This window comes from Bradyrhizobium sp. CCGUVB23, from assembly GCF_024199885.1.
Lineage (GTDB): Bacteria > Pseudomonadota > Alphaproteobacteria > Rhizobiales > Xanthobacteraceae > Bradyrhizobium.
The window spans coordinates 286,753-300,121 of the sequence record NZ_JANADQ010000001.1 but is presented as its reverse complement, the minus strand read 5'-3'; the positions used below and the strand labels follow the sequence as shown (position 1 = coordinate 300,121).

12 protein-coding genes are annotated in these 13,369 nt (G+C 64.8%); 7 read left to right on the top strand and 5 right to left on the bottom strand.

Annotation, left to right across the window (positions count from 1 at the left end):
• Together NLN62_RS01320 and ccoS are read left to right on the top strand one after the other, a co-directional pair.
• Window positions 1-2,205 carry a cation-translocating P-type ATPase gene (locus NLN62_RS01320; RefSeq protein ID WP_254107087.1) on the top strand — a complete coding sequence of 735 codons (2,205 nt, stop codon included), beginning with the start codon at window positions 1-3 and terminating at the stop codon, window positions 2,203-2,205.
• Window positions 2,193-2,375, top strand: a complete 183-nt coding sequence (ccoS, locus tag NLN62_RS01315) for a cbb3-type cytochrome oxidase assembly protein CcoS (protein ID WP_027526010.1) — start codon at window positions 2,193-2,195, stop codon at window positions 2,373-2,375. The genes NLN62_RS01320 and ccoS overlap by 13 nt, the downstream gene beginning before the upstream one ends.
• Here the strand turns inward: ccoS and NLN62_RS01310 are convergent.
• Both NLN62_RS01310 and NLN62_RS01305 read right to left on the bottom strand, forming a co-directional pair.
• Window positions 2,372-3,580: an MFS transporter gene (locus tag NLN62_RS01310; RefSeq protein ID WP_254107086.1), complete on the bottom strand. Its 1,209-nt coding sequence runs from the start codon at window positions 3,578-3,580 to the stop codon at window positions 2,372-2,374. The two genes, ccoS and NLN62_RS01310, sit on opposite strands and share 4 nt — an antisense overlap.
• 140 nt (window positions 3,581-3,720) lie before the next feature.
• Window positions 3,721-4,197, bottom strand: a complete 477-nt coding sequence (locus NLN62_RS01305) for a cupin domain-containing protein (RefSeq protein WP_027526008.1) — start codon at window positions 4,195-4,197, stop codon at window positions 3,721-3,723.
• Between the two features lie 272 nt (window positions 4,198-4,469).
• Between NLN62_RS01305 and NLN62_RS01300 the strand changes: the two genes are divergently transcribed.
• Window positions 4,470-5,186 (top strand): peroxiredoxin-like family protein, encoded by a 717-nt coding sequence (locus NLN62_RS01300; protein WP_027526007.1) that lies wholly within the window; start codon window positions 4,470-4,472, stop codon window positions 5,184-5,186.
• 104 nt (window positions 5,187-5,290) lie between these two features.
• Here the strand turns inward: NLN62_RS01300 and NLN62_RS01295 are convergent, their stop codons facing one another.
• Entirely contained in the window at window positions 5,291-6,103 is an 813-nt protein-coding gene (locus NLN62_RS01295; protein ID WP_027526006.1) for an alpha/beta fold hydrolase, read from the bottom strand.
• An 856-nt stretch (window positions 6,104-6,959) separates the two neighbouring features.
• Here NLN62_RS01295 and NLN62_RS01290 point away from each other — a divergent pair.
• Window positions 6,960-7,145, top strand: coding sequence for a hypothetical protein (locus NLN62_RS01290; RefSeq protein ID WP_156944924.1), 186 nt, complete (start codon window positions 6,960-6,962; stop codon window positions 7,143-7,145).
• 121 nt (window positions 7,146-7,266) lie between these two features.
• Here NLN62_RS01290 and NLN62_RS01285 read toward each other — a convergent pair whose 3' ends face one another.
• Window positions 7,267-8,154, bottom strand: a complete 888-nt coding sequence (locus NLN62_RS01285) for a LysR family transcriptional regulator (RefSeq protein ID WP_254107085.1) — start codon at window positions 8,152-8,154, stop codon at window positions 7,267-7,269.
• Between the two features lie 204 nt (window positions 8,155-8,358).
• Here NLN62_RS01285 and NLN62_RS01280 point away from each other — a divergent pair, with 204 nt between their 5' ends.
• A complete protein-coding gene (locus tag NLN62_RS01280) occupies window positions 8,359-9,501 on the top strand; it encodes a patatin-like phospholipase family protein (protein WP_254107084.1) in 1,143 nt (380 codons plus the stop codon).
• A gap of 67 nt (window positions 9,502-9,568) precedes the next feature.
• The gene (locus NLN62_RS01275; protein WP_027527993.1) at window positions 9,569-10,507 is read left to right on the top strand and encodes an oxygenase MpaB family protein; all 939 of its coding nucleotides are present in this window, start codon (window positions 9,569-9,571) and stop codon (window positions 10,505-10,507) included.
• 24 nt (window positions 10,508-10,531) lie between these two features.
• Here the strand turns inward: NLN62_RS01275 and glgA are convergent, their stop codons facing one another.
• Window positions 10,532-11,947, bottom strand: coding sequence for a glycogen synthase GlgA (gene glgA, locus NLN62_RS01270; protein WP_254107083.1), 1,416 nt, complete (start codon window positions 11,945-11,947; stop codon window positions 10,532-10,534).
• A gap of 186 nt (window positions 11,948-12,133) precedes the next feature.
• Here glgA and NLN62_RS01265 point away from each other — a divergent pair, with 186 nt between their 5' ends.
• Window positions 12,134-13,330: a CaiB/BaiF CoA-transferase family protein gene (locus NLN62_RS01265; RefSeq protein WP_254107082.1), complete on the top strand. Its 1,197-nt coding sequence runs from the start codon at window positions 12,134-12,136 to the stop codon at window positions 13,328-13,330.
• Window positions 13,331-13,369 lie beyond the last annotated feature (39 nt).

Sequence of the window (13,369 nt, the reverse complement as noted above, 5' to 3'; positions counted from 1 at the left end):
ATGCAGGTCTCGCGCGACTTCTCCCATTATGTCCGTGCCGCGGGTGAGGGGCTGCAGCACATCGATCTCGCCGTCGAGGGCGTGCACTGCGCCGGCTGCATGGCCAAGATCGAGCGCGGTCTTTCCGCCATTCCCGACGTGACGCTGGCGCGGGTCAACCTCACCGACCGTCGCGTCGCGCTGGAATGGAAGGCAGGCACGCTCGATCCCGCGCGCTTCATCGATCGGCTCGAAGAGCTCGGCTACAAGGCCTATCCTTACGAGACGGCAAGCGCGGAGGCGACCGAGGTCGCGGAGTCGCGCTTCCTGCTCCGTTGCCTTGGCGTTGCGGCCTTCGCCACCATGAACGTGATGATGCTGTCGATCCCGGTGTGGTCCGGCAATGTCAGCGATATGCTGCCCGAGCAGCGCGATTTCTTCCACTGGCTTTCGGCGCTGATCGGGCTGCCGGCGGCGGCCTATGCCGGCCAGCCGTTCTTCCGCTCGGCCTGGCGCGCGCTGTCGGCGAAGACCACCAACATGGACGTCCCGATCTCGATCGGGGTGATCCTGGCGCTCGGCATGTCCGTGGTCGAGACCATCCACCACGCCGAGCACGCCTATTTCGATGCCGCGATCATGCTGCTGACGTTTCTCCTGGTCGGGCGCGTTCTCGACCAGAACATGCGACGGCGGACGCGTGCGGTTGCGGGCAATCTGGCGGCGCTGAAGGCCGAGACGGCGACAAAGTTCGTCGGGCCCGACGAGATCTCGCAGGTGCCGGTCGCCGCGATCAATCCGGGCGACATCGTGCTGCTGCGGCCCGGCGAACGCTGCGCGGTCGATGGCACCGTGATCGAGGGCCGTTCGGAAATCGACCAGAGCCTGATCACCGGCGAGACGCTCTATGTCACGGCTGACACGGGCACGCCGGTCTACGCCGGCTCGATGAATATCTCCGGCACGTTGCGGGTGCGGGTCTCGGCCGCCTCGGAAGCGACGCTGCTCGCCGAGATCACGCGCCTCCTTGACAACGCGCTCGAGGCGCGCTCGCGCTATCGGCGGCTCGCGGATCGCGCATCGCGGCTCTATGCGCCGGTGGTGCATGCGACCGCGCTCCTCACCATCCTCGGTTGGGTATTGGCTGGGGCAGGCTGGCACGATGCGATCGTCACCGGCGTCGCCGTGCTGATCATCACCTGTCCCTGTGCGCTCGGACTTGCGATCCCGACGGTGCAGACGGTGGCCTCGGGCGCAATGTTCAAGTCCGGCGTGTTGCTCAACGCCGGCGACGCGATCGAACGGCTGGCGGAAGCCGATCACATCATCTTCGACAAGACCGGCACGCTGACGCTGCCCGATCTCGACGTAGTCAATGCGGCGGCGATCCCTGCCGATATCCTGGCGCTCGCCGGGCAGCTCGCGCTGTCGAGCCATCATCCCGTCGCAGCCGCGGTGGCGCAGGCTGCCCGTGCCAAGTCGCCGATCGTCGGCGCGGTGGAGGAGGCCGGGCAGGGCGTGCACGCGAGCGTCGACGGCGTCGAGATCCGTCTCGGCCGGCCGTCCTTCTGCGGTGCCGATGATCTTGCCCGGAGCAGTGTCGATCTCGACCCCGAAGCTTCGATCGTGGCCTTCAGCAGGGGCGCCGAAAAATTCGTCTTCACGGTGCGGCAAGCCTTGCGTCCGGACGCAGTCACGGTGATCGCTGCGCTGAAGGCGCGCAATGTCGGCATCGAGATCCTCTCCGGCGACCGCGAGCCTGCGGTAAGGGCGGCGGCGACTGCGCTTGGTATTCCCGAGTGGCGCGCCGGTGTCACGCCGGCCGACAAGATCGCGCGGATCGAAGAGCTGAAGCGGCGCGGCACGCGCGTGCTGATGGTCGGCGACGGCATGAACGATGCGCCCTCGCTTGCTGCTGCCCACGTCTCGATGTCGCCGATCTCGGCCGCGCATCTCAGCCAGGCAACCGCGGACCTCGTCTTCCTCGGCAAGCCCCTGGCGCCGGTCGTGACGGCCGTCGATTATGCCCGCAAGGCGTTGCACCTGATGCGGCAAAATCTCTGGCTCGCGATCGGCTACAACATCCTGGCGGTGCCGATTGCCATCAGCGGCGTCGTGACGCCGTTGATCGCGGCGGCCGCGATGAGCGGATCGTCCATCCTGGTCATGCTGAACGCGCTGCGCGCGCGCAGCGCCTCGCGGGGGATCACATCATGGAAGTCCTGATCATCCTGGTTCCCCTGGCGCTGGGGCTCGGCCTTGCCGGCCTCGCCGCCTTCCTCTGGTCACTTAAGAGCGGCCAGTATGACGATCTCGACGGCGCGGCATGGCGCGCGATCGCCGACGATGAGCCTCCGCAGGAGACGCAGCCTGACCTGCGGTCGGTGAAGCGCTAGGCATCGTTTTTGAGTGCAAGCGTCAGCAGTGCGGCGACGGCCAGCGCCGCTCCGACGCCGGTGACACAGGCCGTCCACCCATAAGTATCAAATAGCCGGCCAAGCACCGCCGTGCCGACGAGACCGCCGCTGAAATAGCAGGCCAGATACGTCCCGCTGGCGACGCCGCGGTGCTCGGTGGCCGCCTGTCCGACGAAGCCGGTCGCGGCGGCCTGGGCGAAGAAGGTGCCAACGCCAACCAACACCATGCCGGCCAGCACGTTGAGCAGATGCGCGGTCAACATCAAGGGCAAACCGAGCGCGGCAACGCCGAGCGCCGCCCAGATCGTCGGTCGCGTTCCCATGCGTGCTACGGCGCGGCCGGCGAGAAGGGTGGTGAAGACCGAGGGAAGGAAGACCAGGTAGACGAGACCTAGGTCCATCATGCCCAGCGACAACGGGGGCCGCACCAGCACGAAATTGACGAACGTGAACGTGCCGATGAAGGCGAACAGGATGCAGAAGCCGAGACCGAAAGAGGCGCGCAGCCGCGGACTGCGCCAATGCGCCGACAGGGCATTGAGCGGGGACGCCGCCGGCGTCATCGTCTGCATCGGCCGGGCGCGCTGGATGGTGAAATAGACGAGCACGGCGCCCGCCAGATTGAGCGCAGCGAAGAAGTAGAAGTTCCAGGCCAAGCCGAGGCTGTCGGCGACCGCGGCCGAGACCAGCCGGCCGATCAGATTGCTCGCGACGTTGCCGGTGATGTACGCGGCGAACGCGCCGCCGGCATCCTCGGCGCTGCACCGCTCGCCGAGATAGGCGAGGGTCAGCGCAAAGGCGGAGGCCATGCAGAGGCCCTGGATGACGCGCAAGGCGGTGAACACCGCGAGGTTGGGCGCCCACGCGAGCAGACTGGTGGGGATGGCGAGCAGGGTCAGGCTGAACAGAATGCCCAGTCTTCGATCGATGCGCGGACTGAAGAAGCCGACCACGAGGCCAGCGACCGCCATCCCGAACGTACTGGCATTGACGGCAAAACCCATGGCAGCCGGCGTAACGCCGTAATGACGGGTCAGCGAAGGCAGGATCGCCTGTGTTGCGAACAGGTCGACGACGGTCAGGAACGCCGTGAGGCCGATCACGAGGGAGCGCAGGACCGCGCCCGGCGAATGCCCGTGCATCTCGATTCGCGATGGTTCGATCCGTGCAGACAAATGGGTCATGAGGCACCCTGGGGCGGTCATTCCGGGATGGTGCGTAAGCACCAGACCTCCGAGCGCAATTGCGCTTCGGGGAATCTCGAGATTCCGGGTTCGGCTCTTCGAGCCGCCCCGGAATGACGAGACGATGGATGAGGCACTCGTCACATGTTGTGGTCGCGCGGATCCTTGCGGACGTCGCCGACATAGAGAATGACGGTCTCCTTGCCGAGGTTCTTCCACCAGTGCGAGGTGCCGTAGACTTCGGGACGAAGATCGCCGGCCTTGTGCACGATCGGATCGATACAGTTGGAGGCGTATTCGACGATCTCGCCCTGCTGCACGAAGATCAGGGCAGGGCGGTCGTCGTGGCTGTGCCAGGGCACGATGCCGCCGGGCTCGATCGTCAGCTTGCGGAAGCGCAGCTCGCGCTCCCTGATGTTGGCGGGCTGTTTCTCGAGGTCGATCGAGCCGAGCGTGACGTCGGTGACGCCGACCGGCTTGATGTCGACCATCTGGCGTGCATTCGGCTTGATCTTGTCGGCCGGACATTCGCCAGCGAACGCCGGTTGCGCCACGACTGCGCCGGTGAGAGCAAGGCCCGCCCACACTGCGCGCGACAGGATTGGATTCTTGAACATGGAACTTCTCCTCTGTTGGCCGCGGCCTCGCTGATGGCCGGCTGTGGGATCAGCTTGGTCGAAGCGAGGGCTCCGATGAAATGCCGTCTCGCTCTCGACGCGATAGCCCTGCGCTATCGATAGGCGGAGGCTATCGAACCGATCGCGGATCGGCATTTGCGCTTTGGTGCGGTTCGGCATTCAATGTGTACTGACCCCGAGCTCGCGTGACCGGCCCTTGCGGGCGGTACCGCGACGAACCTAGTATTCGATCCGAAACGCCGGAGCGGAAAATGACGTCTCTCTCACCAGCCGATGCCGACCGGCTCAGGCTCGCCTTCCAGCGCTGCCGCGACATGGAAGGAACGCTGAACGAGCAGCTTCGCGCCTACGCCGATGCCGGCCGCGAAATCTTTCCGGCCTATGGCGCGGCGGTCGATCGTCTCGTGGTGAGATTGAACGAGAATGGCGGCGGCGAAAACGCACCGCGCTCCGGCGAGGCGATGCCGCCTTTCATCCTGCCCGACGAGAACGGCAAGCTGATCGCGCTGCCTTCGCTGCTGGCGCGTGGCCCGGCGGCCGTCATGTTCTTCCGGGGCCATTGGTGTCCCTACTGCCGGCTGAATGTGCGCGCGGTGACCGAGGCGCATGATCGCATCAAGGCGATGGGCGCGCAGATCGTCGCAATCATGCCGGAGACGCAGGAATATTCGGAGAGGTTCAAGGCCGAGTCCGGCGCGACGTTCCCGGTGCTCACCGATCTCGACAACGGCTATGCGCTCTCGCTCAATCTGGCGATCTGGCTCGGCGCGGAGATCCAGGGGCTTCTCTCCTACCAGGACATGGCCAAGTTCCACGGCAACGACGGCTGGATCCTGCCGATCCCCGCAGTCTTCGTCGTCGGCCGCCACGGCATCGTCAAGGCGCGCTTCGTCGATCCCGACTTCCGCAAGCGCATGGAGATCGATGATCTGCTTGAGGCGCTGGAGCAGGCGAGCAGGGAAAATTAGATTTCGACGATCTCGACCCACGGCCGATGCCTGACGCCTCGCCCGCTGCTCTCCGACGATTGGATGTCGAGGTCGAGCCGATGCCGTACGGATCGCTCGCTAAATTAGCGCAGCGTCTCGACCGTCGCGACGTGCTCACGAATGAGCCTCGCGATATCCGACGCATGGGTCGCGATCATGAAATGACTTGCGCCGGGTACGGTCACTAGCGACGATCTGGAGACCGCGTTAGTCAGCACCTCGGCGACGCGCTGAACGACTGGATGACCGCGCTCGCCTCGCACGAAGAGGCTTGGCGCAGTGATGCTCGCATAGGCGGCAAGCGGCACGTCGAAATCCCACGCCGACGACCAGTCGAGAATGTTCGTCGGCGTGGTGGCAGCAATGTAGTCCCGGGTCCGGGCTGGGAGGGTGTCAAAGCTGCCGTCGCCCCCGTAGAAGTCGATGATGCTCCGCGCAGCCAGCAGTTCTCCGTTGTCACACGAGCGGACATAAGCGTCGGCCATCGCGCGCACTTGCTCGTACAGCGCGAGATCGCCGGAGTGGCGAAGCAGATTGAACGGGGTCGCCTCGATCAAGGTCATGCTTGCGACCCTGGTCCGGTCACGGAGGACGGTCGCCAAGCATACCGTGGCACCCCACGAATGCCCAACGAGGTGGACAGCGCTGTTGGTGCGCTGGATGACGGCCTCGACGATGTCGATCTCCCGTTCGATAGAAATGTCGTCCGGGCTGCGGCGCTCTTCGGTGTCGCCATAACCGAGCAGGCTCGTTGTCACCGCCCGAAAGCTATCTCCTAAGAGAGCGATCACACCACGCCACAGCGCTCCCGTACTCCATGAGCCGGGCACGAAAAGAATGGTCGGCCCCGATCCTTGCTCGCGGTAGTCGATGCGTTTGGCAGGATATTCGACCATGGCTGCCCCCCGCACGTGGAGGTGTCCGTACCGAGAACGATACCACGAGCCGCACGAAAACCACATGGAAGACAAAGGCTAGCTGGACGCGACGGAGGACCCCGCATGAGCTCCGGGTCCTCTGGGGCGCGTGAGAAAAGTGGGGTACGCGCGACCGCGCCCTTCGAGGAAATCTGCCGCGAGAAAATTCGTGGTTGCAGTTGCGGGGACGAGCGCGCCGCAAAGTCCGCTCTGTCCCGATAGCGACCAACTTCCGCATCGCGGCGAAATGACGTGCTGGGCCGACAGGTGACGTTCCGAAACGAAAGAGGTCGCCAACTGAGACGGCCTTACCTGCGGTGGTGCCTTTCTAATGCCTTCTGCAGCCTTACCGCGCGGCGAAGCACTTGGGAGCTTTCGGCCAACGTAAGGTAACTATATTCAAGGGTCGCAAGCTGGTTGCGAGACACGTTGTCTTGTGCTTGGTCTTTTAGCTCTCTGCAGCGCTTAGCCCGCTTGAGATATTCTCGGGGTCTCTTCATTCTGGCTAACAAAAGGCCACAAGCAAGGTTCCTAAGAAACCTTGGTACGCGATGGACCATGTGCGGACGTGTAACCACGACTACTTCTGACTGTTGCACAAGGCCGATGCAGGACAGTCGCATTCACGTTGAGCCCCGAAAATCGCAGCGCGGCTAAACGTACGATAATGCGGGCAGGGTCGCATTGTGCTTTAGCTGACACATTGAGGACTTGCCTGCTCCGTGGGCACGCGACCACTTCCGCGCCACCCGTTTGGGCGGCGCGTCACTAATCGAGAAGTCCAAATCCACAACACTGTCCAACAAAGCTCACCTACCAAGGGAGGTAAATACCCATGGCACCAGACGAGCCCGATCAGACCACCCCGAGCGCGGAGCCAACCCCAGAGCCGATGCCCAGCCCGGCCGTCGAGGCCACGCCCGAGCAGAAGACCGCCGTTTCTTCGGAGCCGGTCGAGGCCCCGGCCGAGCCCGTGGCCGAGCCGCCACCAGCCGAGGGCGAGCAGCAGGCGCCCGCGTAACTTGACTGGTGGAAAAGCAAAGGGCCACAAAAAACCTTGCGGCCCTAAGGCGCTAGCGGAGCATGCGCGGCGAGCCACCCTCCACAACAAGTGGAGAGGGTAAGAGCGCGAGATGCATTCGCTACCCCGCAATCTCCCGCCAATCCGCGCCGCGTAGCATGCGCATGACGGCGGAGGCCACCGCAGTTCGCTGGCGGCCGGCGACGCCGTAGAGGTTGACGGTGCGGCGTGCATCGAGCCCGGCCACCGACGTGCGCTTGAGGCTCTCCGGCACCGGCGAGGTGTGCGGCACCATGGCGAGGCCGATATCGGCCTCGACCAGCTCGATCAGATCGCGCTCGCTCGAAATCTCGTGGCTGTGATCGACGTCGACGCCATGCTCGCGCAGGCTTGCCGAGATACGCGTGGCGTGCTCGCAGTAGCTTCGGCTGAGCAGCTGCTCGGAGCGCAGATCGTCGAACTCGATCGTGCTGCGCTCGGCGAGCGGGTGGCCCTTGCCGATCACGAGCTCGAATTTTTCGGTGAATAGCGGCCAGACGTCGAGCCGCTCCCAGGCTTCGTCGATCTCGGCGGCGATGCCGAGCTCGGCCTCGCCCTTCTTGAGGAATTCGCCGACCTCGCGGTTCGAGCCGCGCAGGAAGCGGAATTCGAGCCGGTTGAACTGCCGCTTGATCTGGTTGAGATGCGGAATGAGCAGCGCGAGATCGATCGAATGCGTCAGCGCGATGCGCAGAGCGCCGATCTCGCCGCTCTTGAAGGATGAAGCGAGCGAGCGCGCACCGGCCGCGGCCTCGTAGCACTGTTTGAGCAGCGGATGCATGCGCTGGCCGAGCTCGGTCAATTGCGCCGCCGGCCGTTCGCGCCGGAACAGATCTCCGCCGAGCTCGGCTTCGAGCTGCTTGATCGCGCGGGTCAGCGAGGGCTGCGTCACGTTGCACTCCTCGGCCGCGCGCGTGAAATTCAAAAGCTGCGCCACCGCGAGGAAATAGCGGACCTGGTGCATTTCCATGGATCGGCTCCCCGGCAAGATCGAGCAGGAATCTAGCCGATCAGGGCGGGGAATGACATCCTGCCGGCGATAGCGCGCGCGTATGGTTTCGGAAGCCAACCGGCATTTCCGTTGTGTTCGGCTATTGGTCACAAGGGCATGGCGTAACAATCGCGCCGTGCCTGACGAATATTCGAGCAGTGCCAGCACGATGGGAGGCGACACATGCAAGATATGACGCAGCGCATCAAGTCGAGAGACCTGCCCGGTCAGGTCGTGCTTGTGCTCCAGGGCGGCGGCGCGCTCGGCTCCTACCAGGCCGGCGTCTACCAGGCGCTGCACGAGGCCGGCATCGAGCCGGACTGGATCATCGGCACCTCGATCGGGGCGATCAACGCCAGCCTGATTGCCGGTAATGCGCCGCGGGAGCGGTTGTCGCGGCTGATGGAGTTCTGGAAGCGGATGGAGCAGAATCCGGTCTGGAACCTGCGCACGGCGTTTCCGGGCTTCAACGAGAAGCTCGCCTACTGGTCGACTATCACCAACGGTATACCCGGCTTCTTCCGGCCCAATCCGCTGGCGCATGCCGGCGACTCCTTCCCGCTGGGCGCCGATCACGCCGGCTTCTATTCGACCGCGCCGCTGGAAAGAACGCTCTGCGAGCTCGTCGACTTTAACCTTGTCAATCGCTGCACGCCGCGCCTCACCGTCGGTGCCGCGCATGTCCGCACCAGCCAGATGCGCTACTTTGACAGCCGCGACGGTGATCTGACGGTGAAGCACGTCATGGCCTCGGGTGCGCTGCCGCCAGCCTTTCCGGCCGTGCGCATCGACGGCGAGCTCTACTGGGATGGCGGCATCCTCTCGAATACGCCGACGGAAGCCGTGTTCGACGACAATCCGCGCAAGGACTCGCTGATCTTCGCCGTGCATCTGTGGAATCCGGTCGGCGCCGAACCGACCACGATGGCGGAGGTGCTGAACCGTCACAAGGACGTGCAATATTCCAGCCGGATCGCAAGCCACATCGCGCGGCAGCAGCAGGCGCACCGGCTGCGCCACGTCATCAACCAGCTTGCCGCGCGGTTGCCCGAGAGCGATCGCAGCGATCCTGCGGTGCGCGAACTGACGAGCTATGGCTGTCCGACGAGGATGCATGTGGTGCGGCTGCTCGCCCCGCAGCTCGACCGCGAGACCCACACCAAGGACATCGACTTCAGCCCGTCCGGCATCATGCGGCGCTGGGACGCAGGTTATCTCCATACGCGATCGGTGCTGGCGCGCGCGCCGTGGATCGGCGAGTTCGATCCGCTCTCGGGCGTGGTGTTGCACGATAATCCTGATATCCTGCCGGTCGCGGCGGAGTAGCGCGGCGGAGTCCAACATCGGCTCATCCGCGTGAGCTTCGCAATTGGCCCCAAGCGGATGTTGCAAAGTGATTTCCGAGAACGACCTGGAGTTTGCGCTCGATCATATCAAGAGCAAGGCAGCTGGATCGACGGCGGGCATTTTTGGACCGGCCTCACTGACCTGGCGAATTGACCGAGAGGCCGTGATTTTTCTCGGAGCCGGCCGTGCGCTGCTGCTTCAACTGGCGCACCCATGGGTTGCTGCCGCCATCGCCGAGCACTCCACGACGCTCGCCGATCCGATCGGTCGCTTCCACCGAACCTTCGATGTCATGTTTACGATGGTATTCGGCTCGCTCGATCAGGCGCTGACGGCTTCCCGGAAGCTGCATCGGCGTCACGCCGCGATCGTCGGCCGCTTGCCAGATGCCATCGGGTCGTTTGAAGCGAATTCGCACTACTGTGCCAATGAAGTCTCGGCGCTGCGTTGGGTTCATGCCACTCTCGTCGAGAGCGCGGTCATGGCGCACGATCTCGTCTTTCCGCCGCTCTCGGCCGACGAGCGCGAGCGATACTGGGCCGAATGCCGGCTTTTCGCAGCGATGTTCGGGCTGACCCCGGGCGACCTGCCGGCGGATTGGCAATCCTTTCTCGCCTACACTGAAGCCATGGCCCGCTCGGAGGTTTTGACCGTCGGCACCGCAGCGCGCGAGGTGGCCGGACAAATTCTCGGGGGCGTCGGAAGACCCTGGTTACGGCCGCCCAAATGGTACCAGGCGCTGACGGCTCGCATGTTGCCGGAGCAACTGGGCGCGGGTTTTGGGTTGGCTTGTGATGAAGCCGATGGCAGGGCGGCGGACCGCGCGCTCAAGTGGATACGACGCATCTACCCCCGGCTGCCCGCGCGCCTGCGCTATGTCGGTCCGTATCAGGAAGCTCAAGCGCGACTGCGCGGGACGCCACAGCCCGGCTGGATGACGCGATGTCTCAACAGGGCCTGGATCGGACGGTCTTCGATCGGATGACCCGTCGTGACATGCGAAGCCGCCTCAAGCCGACGCGATCTTGCGATACAGCGCGCTGTAGCAGGCGGCGGAAATATTCCAGCTGAACGACCGCGACATGGCGGTGCGGCGCATGGAGTCGAGACGCTCCTGGGCCATGAAGGTCGTGAAGGCCCGACGAACGCCACCGAGGAAGGATTCGTAGGACGGCTGCGTGAACAGGAAGCCGGTCTCGCCGTCGGTGATGGTTTCCGCAAGGCCACCGGTCTGGTGGCCGATCGGCAGCGAGCCGAAGCGCTGGGCGTACATCTGGCTGAGTCCGCAGGGCTCGAAGCGCGAGGGCATCAGGGTGAAATCGCTGCCGGCAAAGATGCGCCGCGCCTGCGCGTCGTTGAAGCCGATGGCGACGCCGATCGCGTCGGGCCGCCTGCGATGGGCGTTGATCAGGGCCTGTTCGAGCGCCGGCTCGCCGGAGCCGGTGACGACGATCTGCCCGCCGGCATCGATGATCTCGTCGGCCGCCGACAGCACGAGGTCGATGCCTTTCTGATGCACGAGCCGCGCCACGATGCCGAACATCGGCCCGCGCGACACCGCGAGCCCGAATTGCTTGCGCACATAGTCCGCGTTGGCCCGCTTGCCGGCCCAGTCGCCGGCGCCGAATTGCTGGGCGAGCTGCGCGCAATAGCGGGGGTCCCAGCTCTCGTCGATCCCGTTCAGGATGCCGGTGAGCTCGGCCGCCTCCGAGCGGGCGCGCAACAGGCCCTCCAGGCCGCAACCGAATTCCGACGTGGTGATCTCGCGCGCATAGGTCGCACTCACGGTCGTCAGGTGCGAGGCGTAGACCAGGCCCGCCTTCAGGAAGGACAATTGATCGTAGAACTCGACGCCGTCGATGTGGAAGGAGCTCTCGGGTGCGCCGATCCGCCGCAGCGCCTCTTTCGGGAAGAGGCCCTGATAGGCGAGGTTATGGATGGTCAGGACCGATGGCAGCTTCGAGCCGCGCCAGGCGAGGTAGGCCGGCACGAGCGAGGCCTGCCAGTCGTTGGCATGGATCAGGTCGGCTGCCCAATTCTTGTCCAGGTTGCCCGTCGCAAGTTCAGCGGCCGCCGATGCCAAGCGCGCGAAGCGGATGTCGTTGTCGGGCCAGTCGCGCCCGGCTTCATCGCCATAGGGATTGCCGGGACGGTCGTAGAGCTGCGAGCACAGCAGCACATAGACCGGCAGGCCGTCGCGCGTCGCGGCCCGGCCGAGCGTGCAGGCCGGCATCTCCGCAAACGCCGGACAGCGGCCAACGATCTGAATATGCGTGAGTTGTTCGATGATATCGCGATAGCCGGGCAACATGATCCGGATATCGGCGAAGGGGCGGAGCGCTCTCGGGAGCGCAGCAGAAACGGCGCCAAGTCCGCCGACGCGGACAAAATCGTCCATCTCTGTCGTGACGAACAAGACCCTCAAGAACAGCTGCCCTCTTCCGAGCCCGTTTGCTGCTATGCAAGATCGGGTCCAATTGTCCTCGGAATTCCAAGCCCGCCCCTGGAAGCTGCCGTTCGGGTAAAGACTTTCCTACCAGGCCGCCGCCATCTAGGGTCGGCGCATCAAACAAGCAAGAGCGCGCGTGGTTCCTAAGGGGAGACTCCGGGAATGCAGCTAGCAGATAAGCATGAGGGGACGACGACAAAGGCCTTCGCCGGTCTGCGGGTGCTGGATTTTTCGACCACCATCGCCGGTCCCCATTGCGCGCGGATGCTCGCCGACATGGGCGCCGAGGTGATCAAGATCGAGACCGAAGGCGGCGAGACGATGCGGACGCGCCCGCCGGTGCGCAACGGCTGCAGCACCGTGTTCGGCCAGCTCAATGTCGGCAAGAAGAGCATGGTGCTCGACCTGAAGTCGGAGGAGGGCAAGGAGGCGGTGCGGCGCCTCGTCGCCACCGCCGACATCCTGGTCGAGAATTTCCGTCCCGGCGTGATGCGCCGCCTGCGGCTCGATTACGACACGCTGCGCCCATTCAATCCGAGGCTGATCTACTGCTCCATCTCGGGCTACGGCCAGACCGGCCCGTCAGCGGAGTTGCCGGCCTACGCGCCGGTGATCCACGCGGCCTCCGGCTACGACATGGCGCATCTTGCCTACCAGCCCGGCCGCAACCGTCCCGATTATTGCGGCATCTATCATGCCGACGTCGTCACCGGCACCTATGGTTTCGGAGCGATTGCGTCGGCGCTGTACCAGCGCACAGTCACGGGCCTCGGCCAGCACATCGACGTCTCCATGCTGGAGTCGATGCTGACGCTCACGGTGATAGAGCTGCAGAACTCGCAATTCGAGGTGAAGCCGCCGCCGCGTCCGATGTTCGGTCCGACCGAGACCGCCGACGGCTACGTCATGATCACCATCGCGAGCGAGAAGACCTTTCAGAGTCTGATGAAGGTGATCGACCGGCCTGACTGGATCTCCGACCCGCGCTTCTGCGCCTATGGCGTGCGACGCAACAACTGGGCTGACCTGATGGACGGCGTCGAAGCCTGGTCGCGGCAGATCACGACGGAGCAATGTCTCGCAGAGCTCGGTGCCGAGGGCGTGCCGGCTTCGGCCTATCGCACCGTCGCCGAGGCATTGTGCGATCCGCAGCTCACGCACCGCCAGGCGCTGTCGGACGTGGAAGACGAAGGTGGCTCCTTCCAGGTGCTCAATCTGCCGTTCCGGATGTCGGGCGCGGACACGACGCCCGGCAAGCGCATCGCAGCGCTCGGCGAGTACACGCGTGAGCTTTGCGCGGAAGCGGGCCTCGGCGATGACGCGCTAATTCCGTCAGGCAAAACGGCTGCGCAACAATAAGCACTGCGGCGTTTGATCTCGCGCGCGTTCCTCTTGCCG

Excerpts from the sequence above, each read along its gene's own strand:
- NLN62_RS01320 (WP_254107087.1), top strand. The coding sequence starts at position 1 with ATGCAGGTCTCGCGCGACTTCTCCCATTATGTCCGTGCCGCGGGTGAG.
- ccoS (WP_027526010.1), top strand. The coding sequence starts at position 2,193 with ATGGAAGTCCTGATCATCCTGGTTCCCCTGGCGCTGGGGCTCGGCCTT.
- NLN62_RS01310 (WP_254107086.1), bottom strand. The coding sequence starts at position 3,580 with ATGACCCATTTGTCTGCACGGATCGAACCATCGCGAATCGAGATGCAC.
- NLN62_RS01305 (WP_027526008.1), bottom strand. The coding sequence starts at position 4,197 with ATGTTCAAGAATCCAATCCTGTCGCGCGCAGTGTGGGCGGGCCTTGCT.
- NLN62_RS01300 (WP_027526007.1), top strand. The coding sequence starts at position 4,470 with ATGACGTCTCTCTCACCAGCCGATGCCGACCGGCTCAGGCTCGCCTTC.
- NLN62_RS01295 (WP_027526006.1), bottom strand. The coding sequence starts at position 6,103 with ATGGTCGAATATCCTGCCAAACGCATCGACTACCGCGAGCAAGGATCG.
- NLN62_RS01290 (WP_156944924.1), top strand. The coding sequence starts at position 6,960 with ATGGCACCAGACGAGCCCGATCAGACCACCCCGAGCGCGGAGCCAACC.
- NLN62_RS01285 (WP_254107085.1), bottom strand. The coding sequence starts at position 8,154 with ATGGAAATGCACCAGGTCCGCTATTTCCTCGCGGTGGCGCAGCTTTTG.
- NLN62_RS01280 (WP_254107084.1), top strand. The coding sequence starts at position 8,359 with ATGCAAGATATGACGCAGCGCATCAAGTCGAGAGACCTGCCCGGTCAG.
- NLN62_RS01265 (WP_254107082.1), top strand. The coding sequence starts at position 12,134 with ATGCAGCTAGCAGATAAGCATGAGGGGACGACGACAAAGGCCTTCGCC.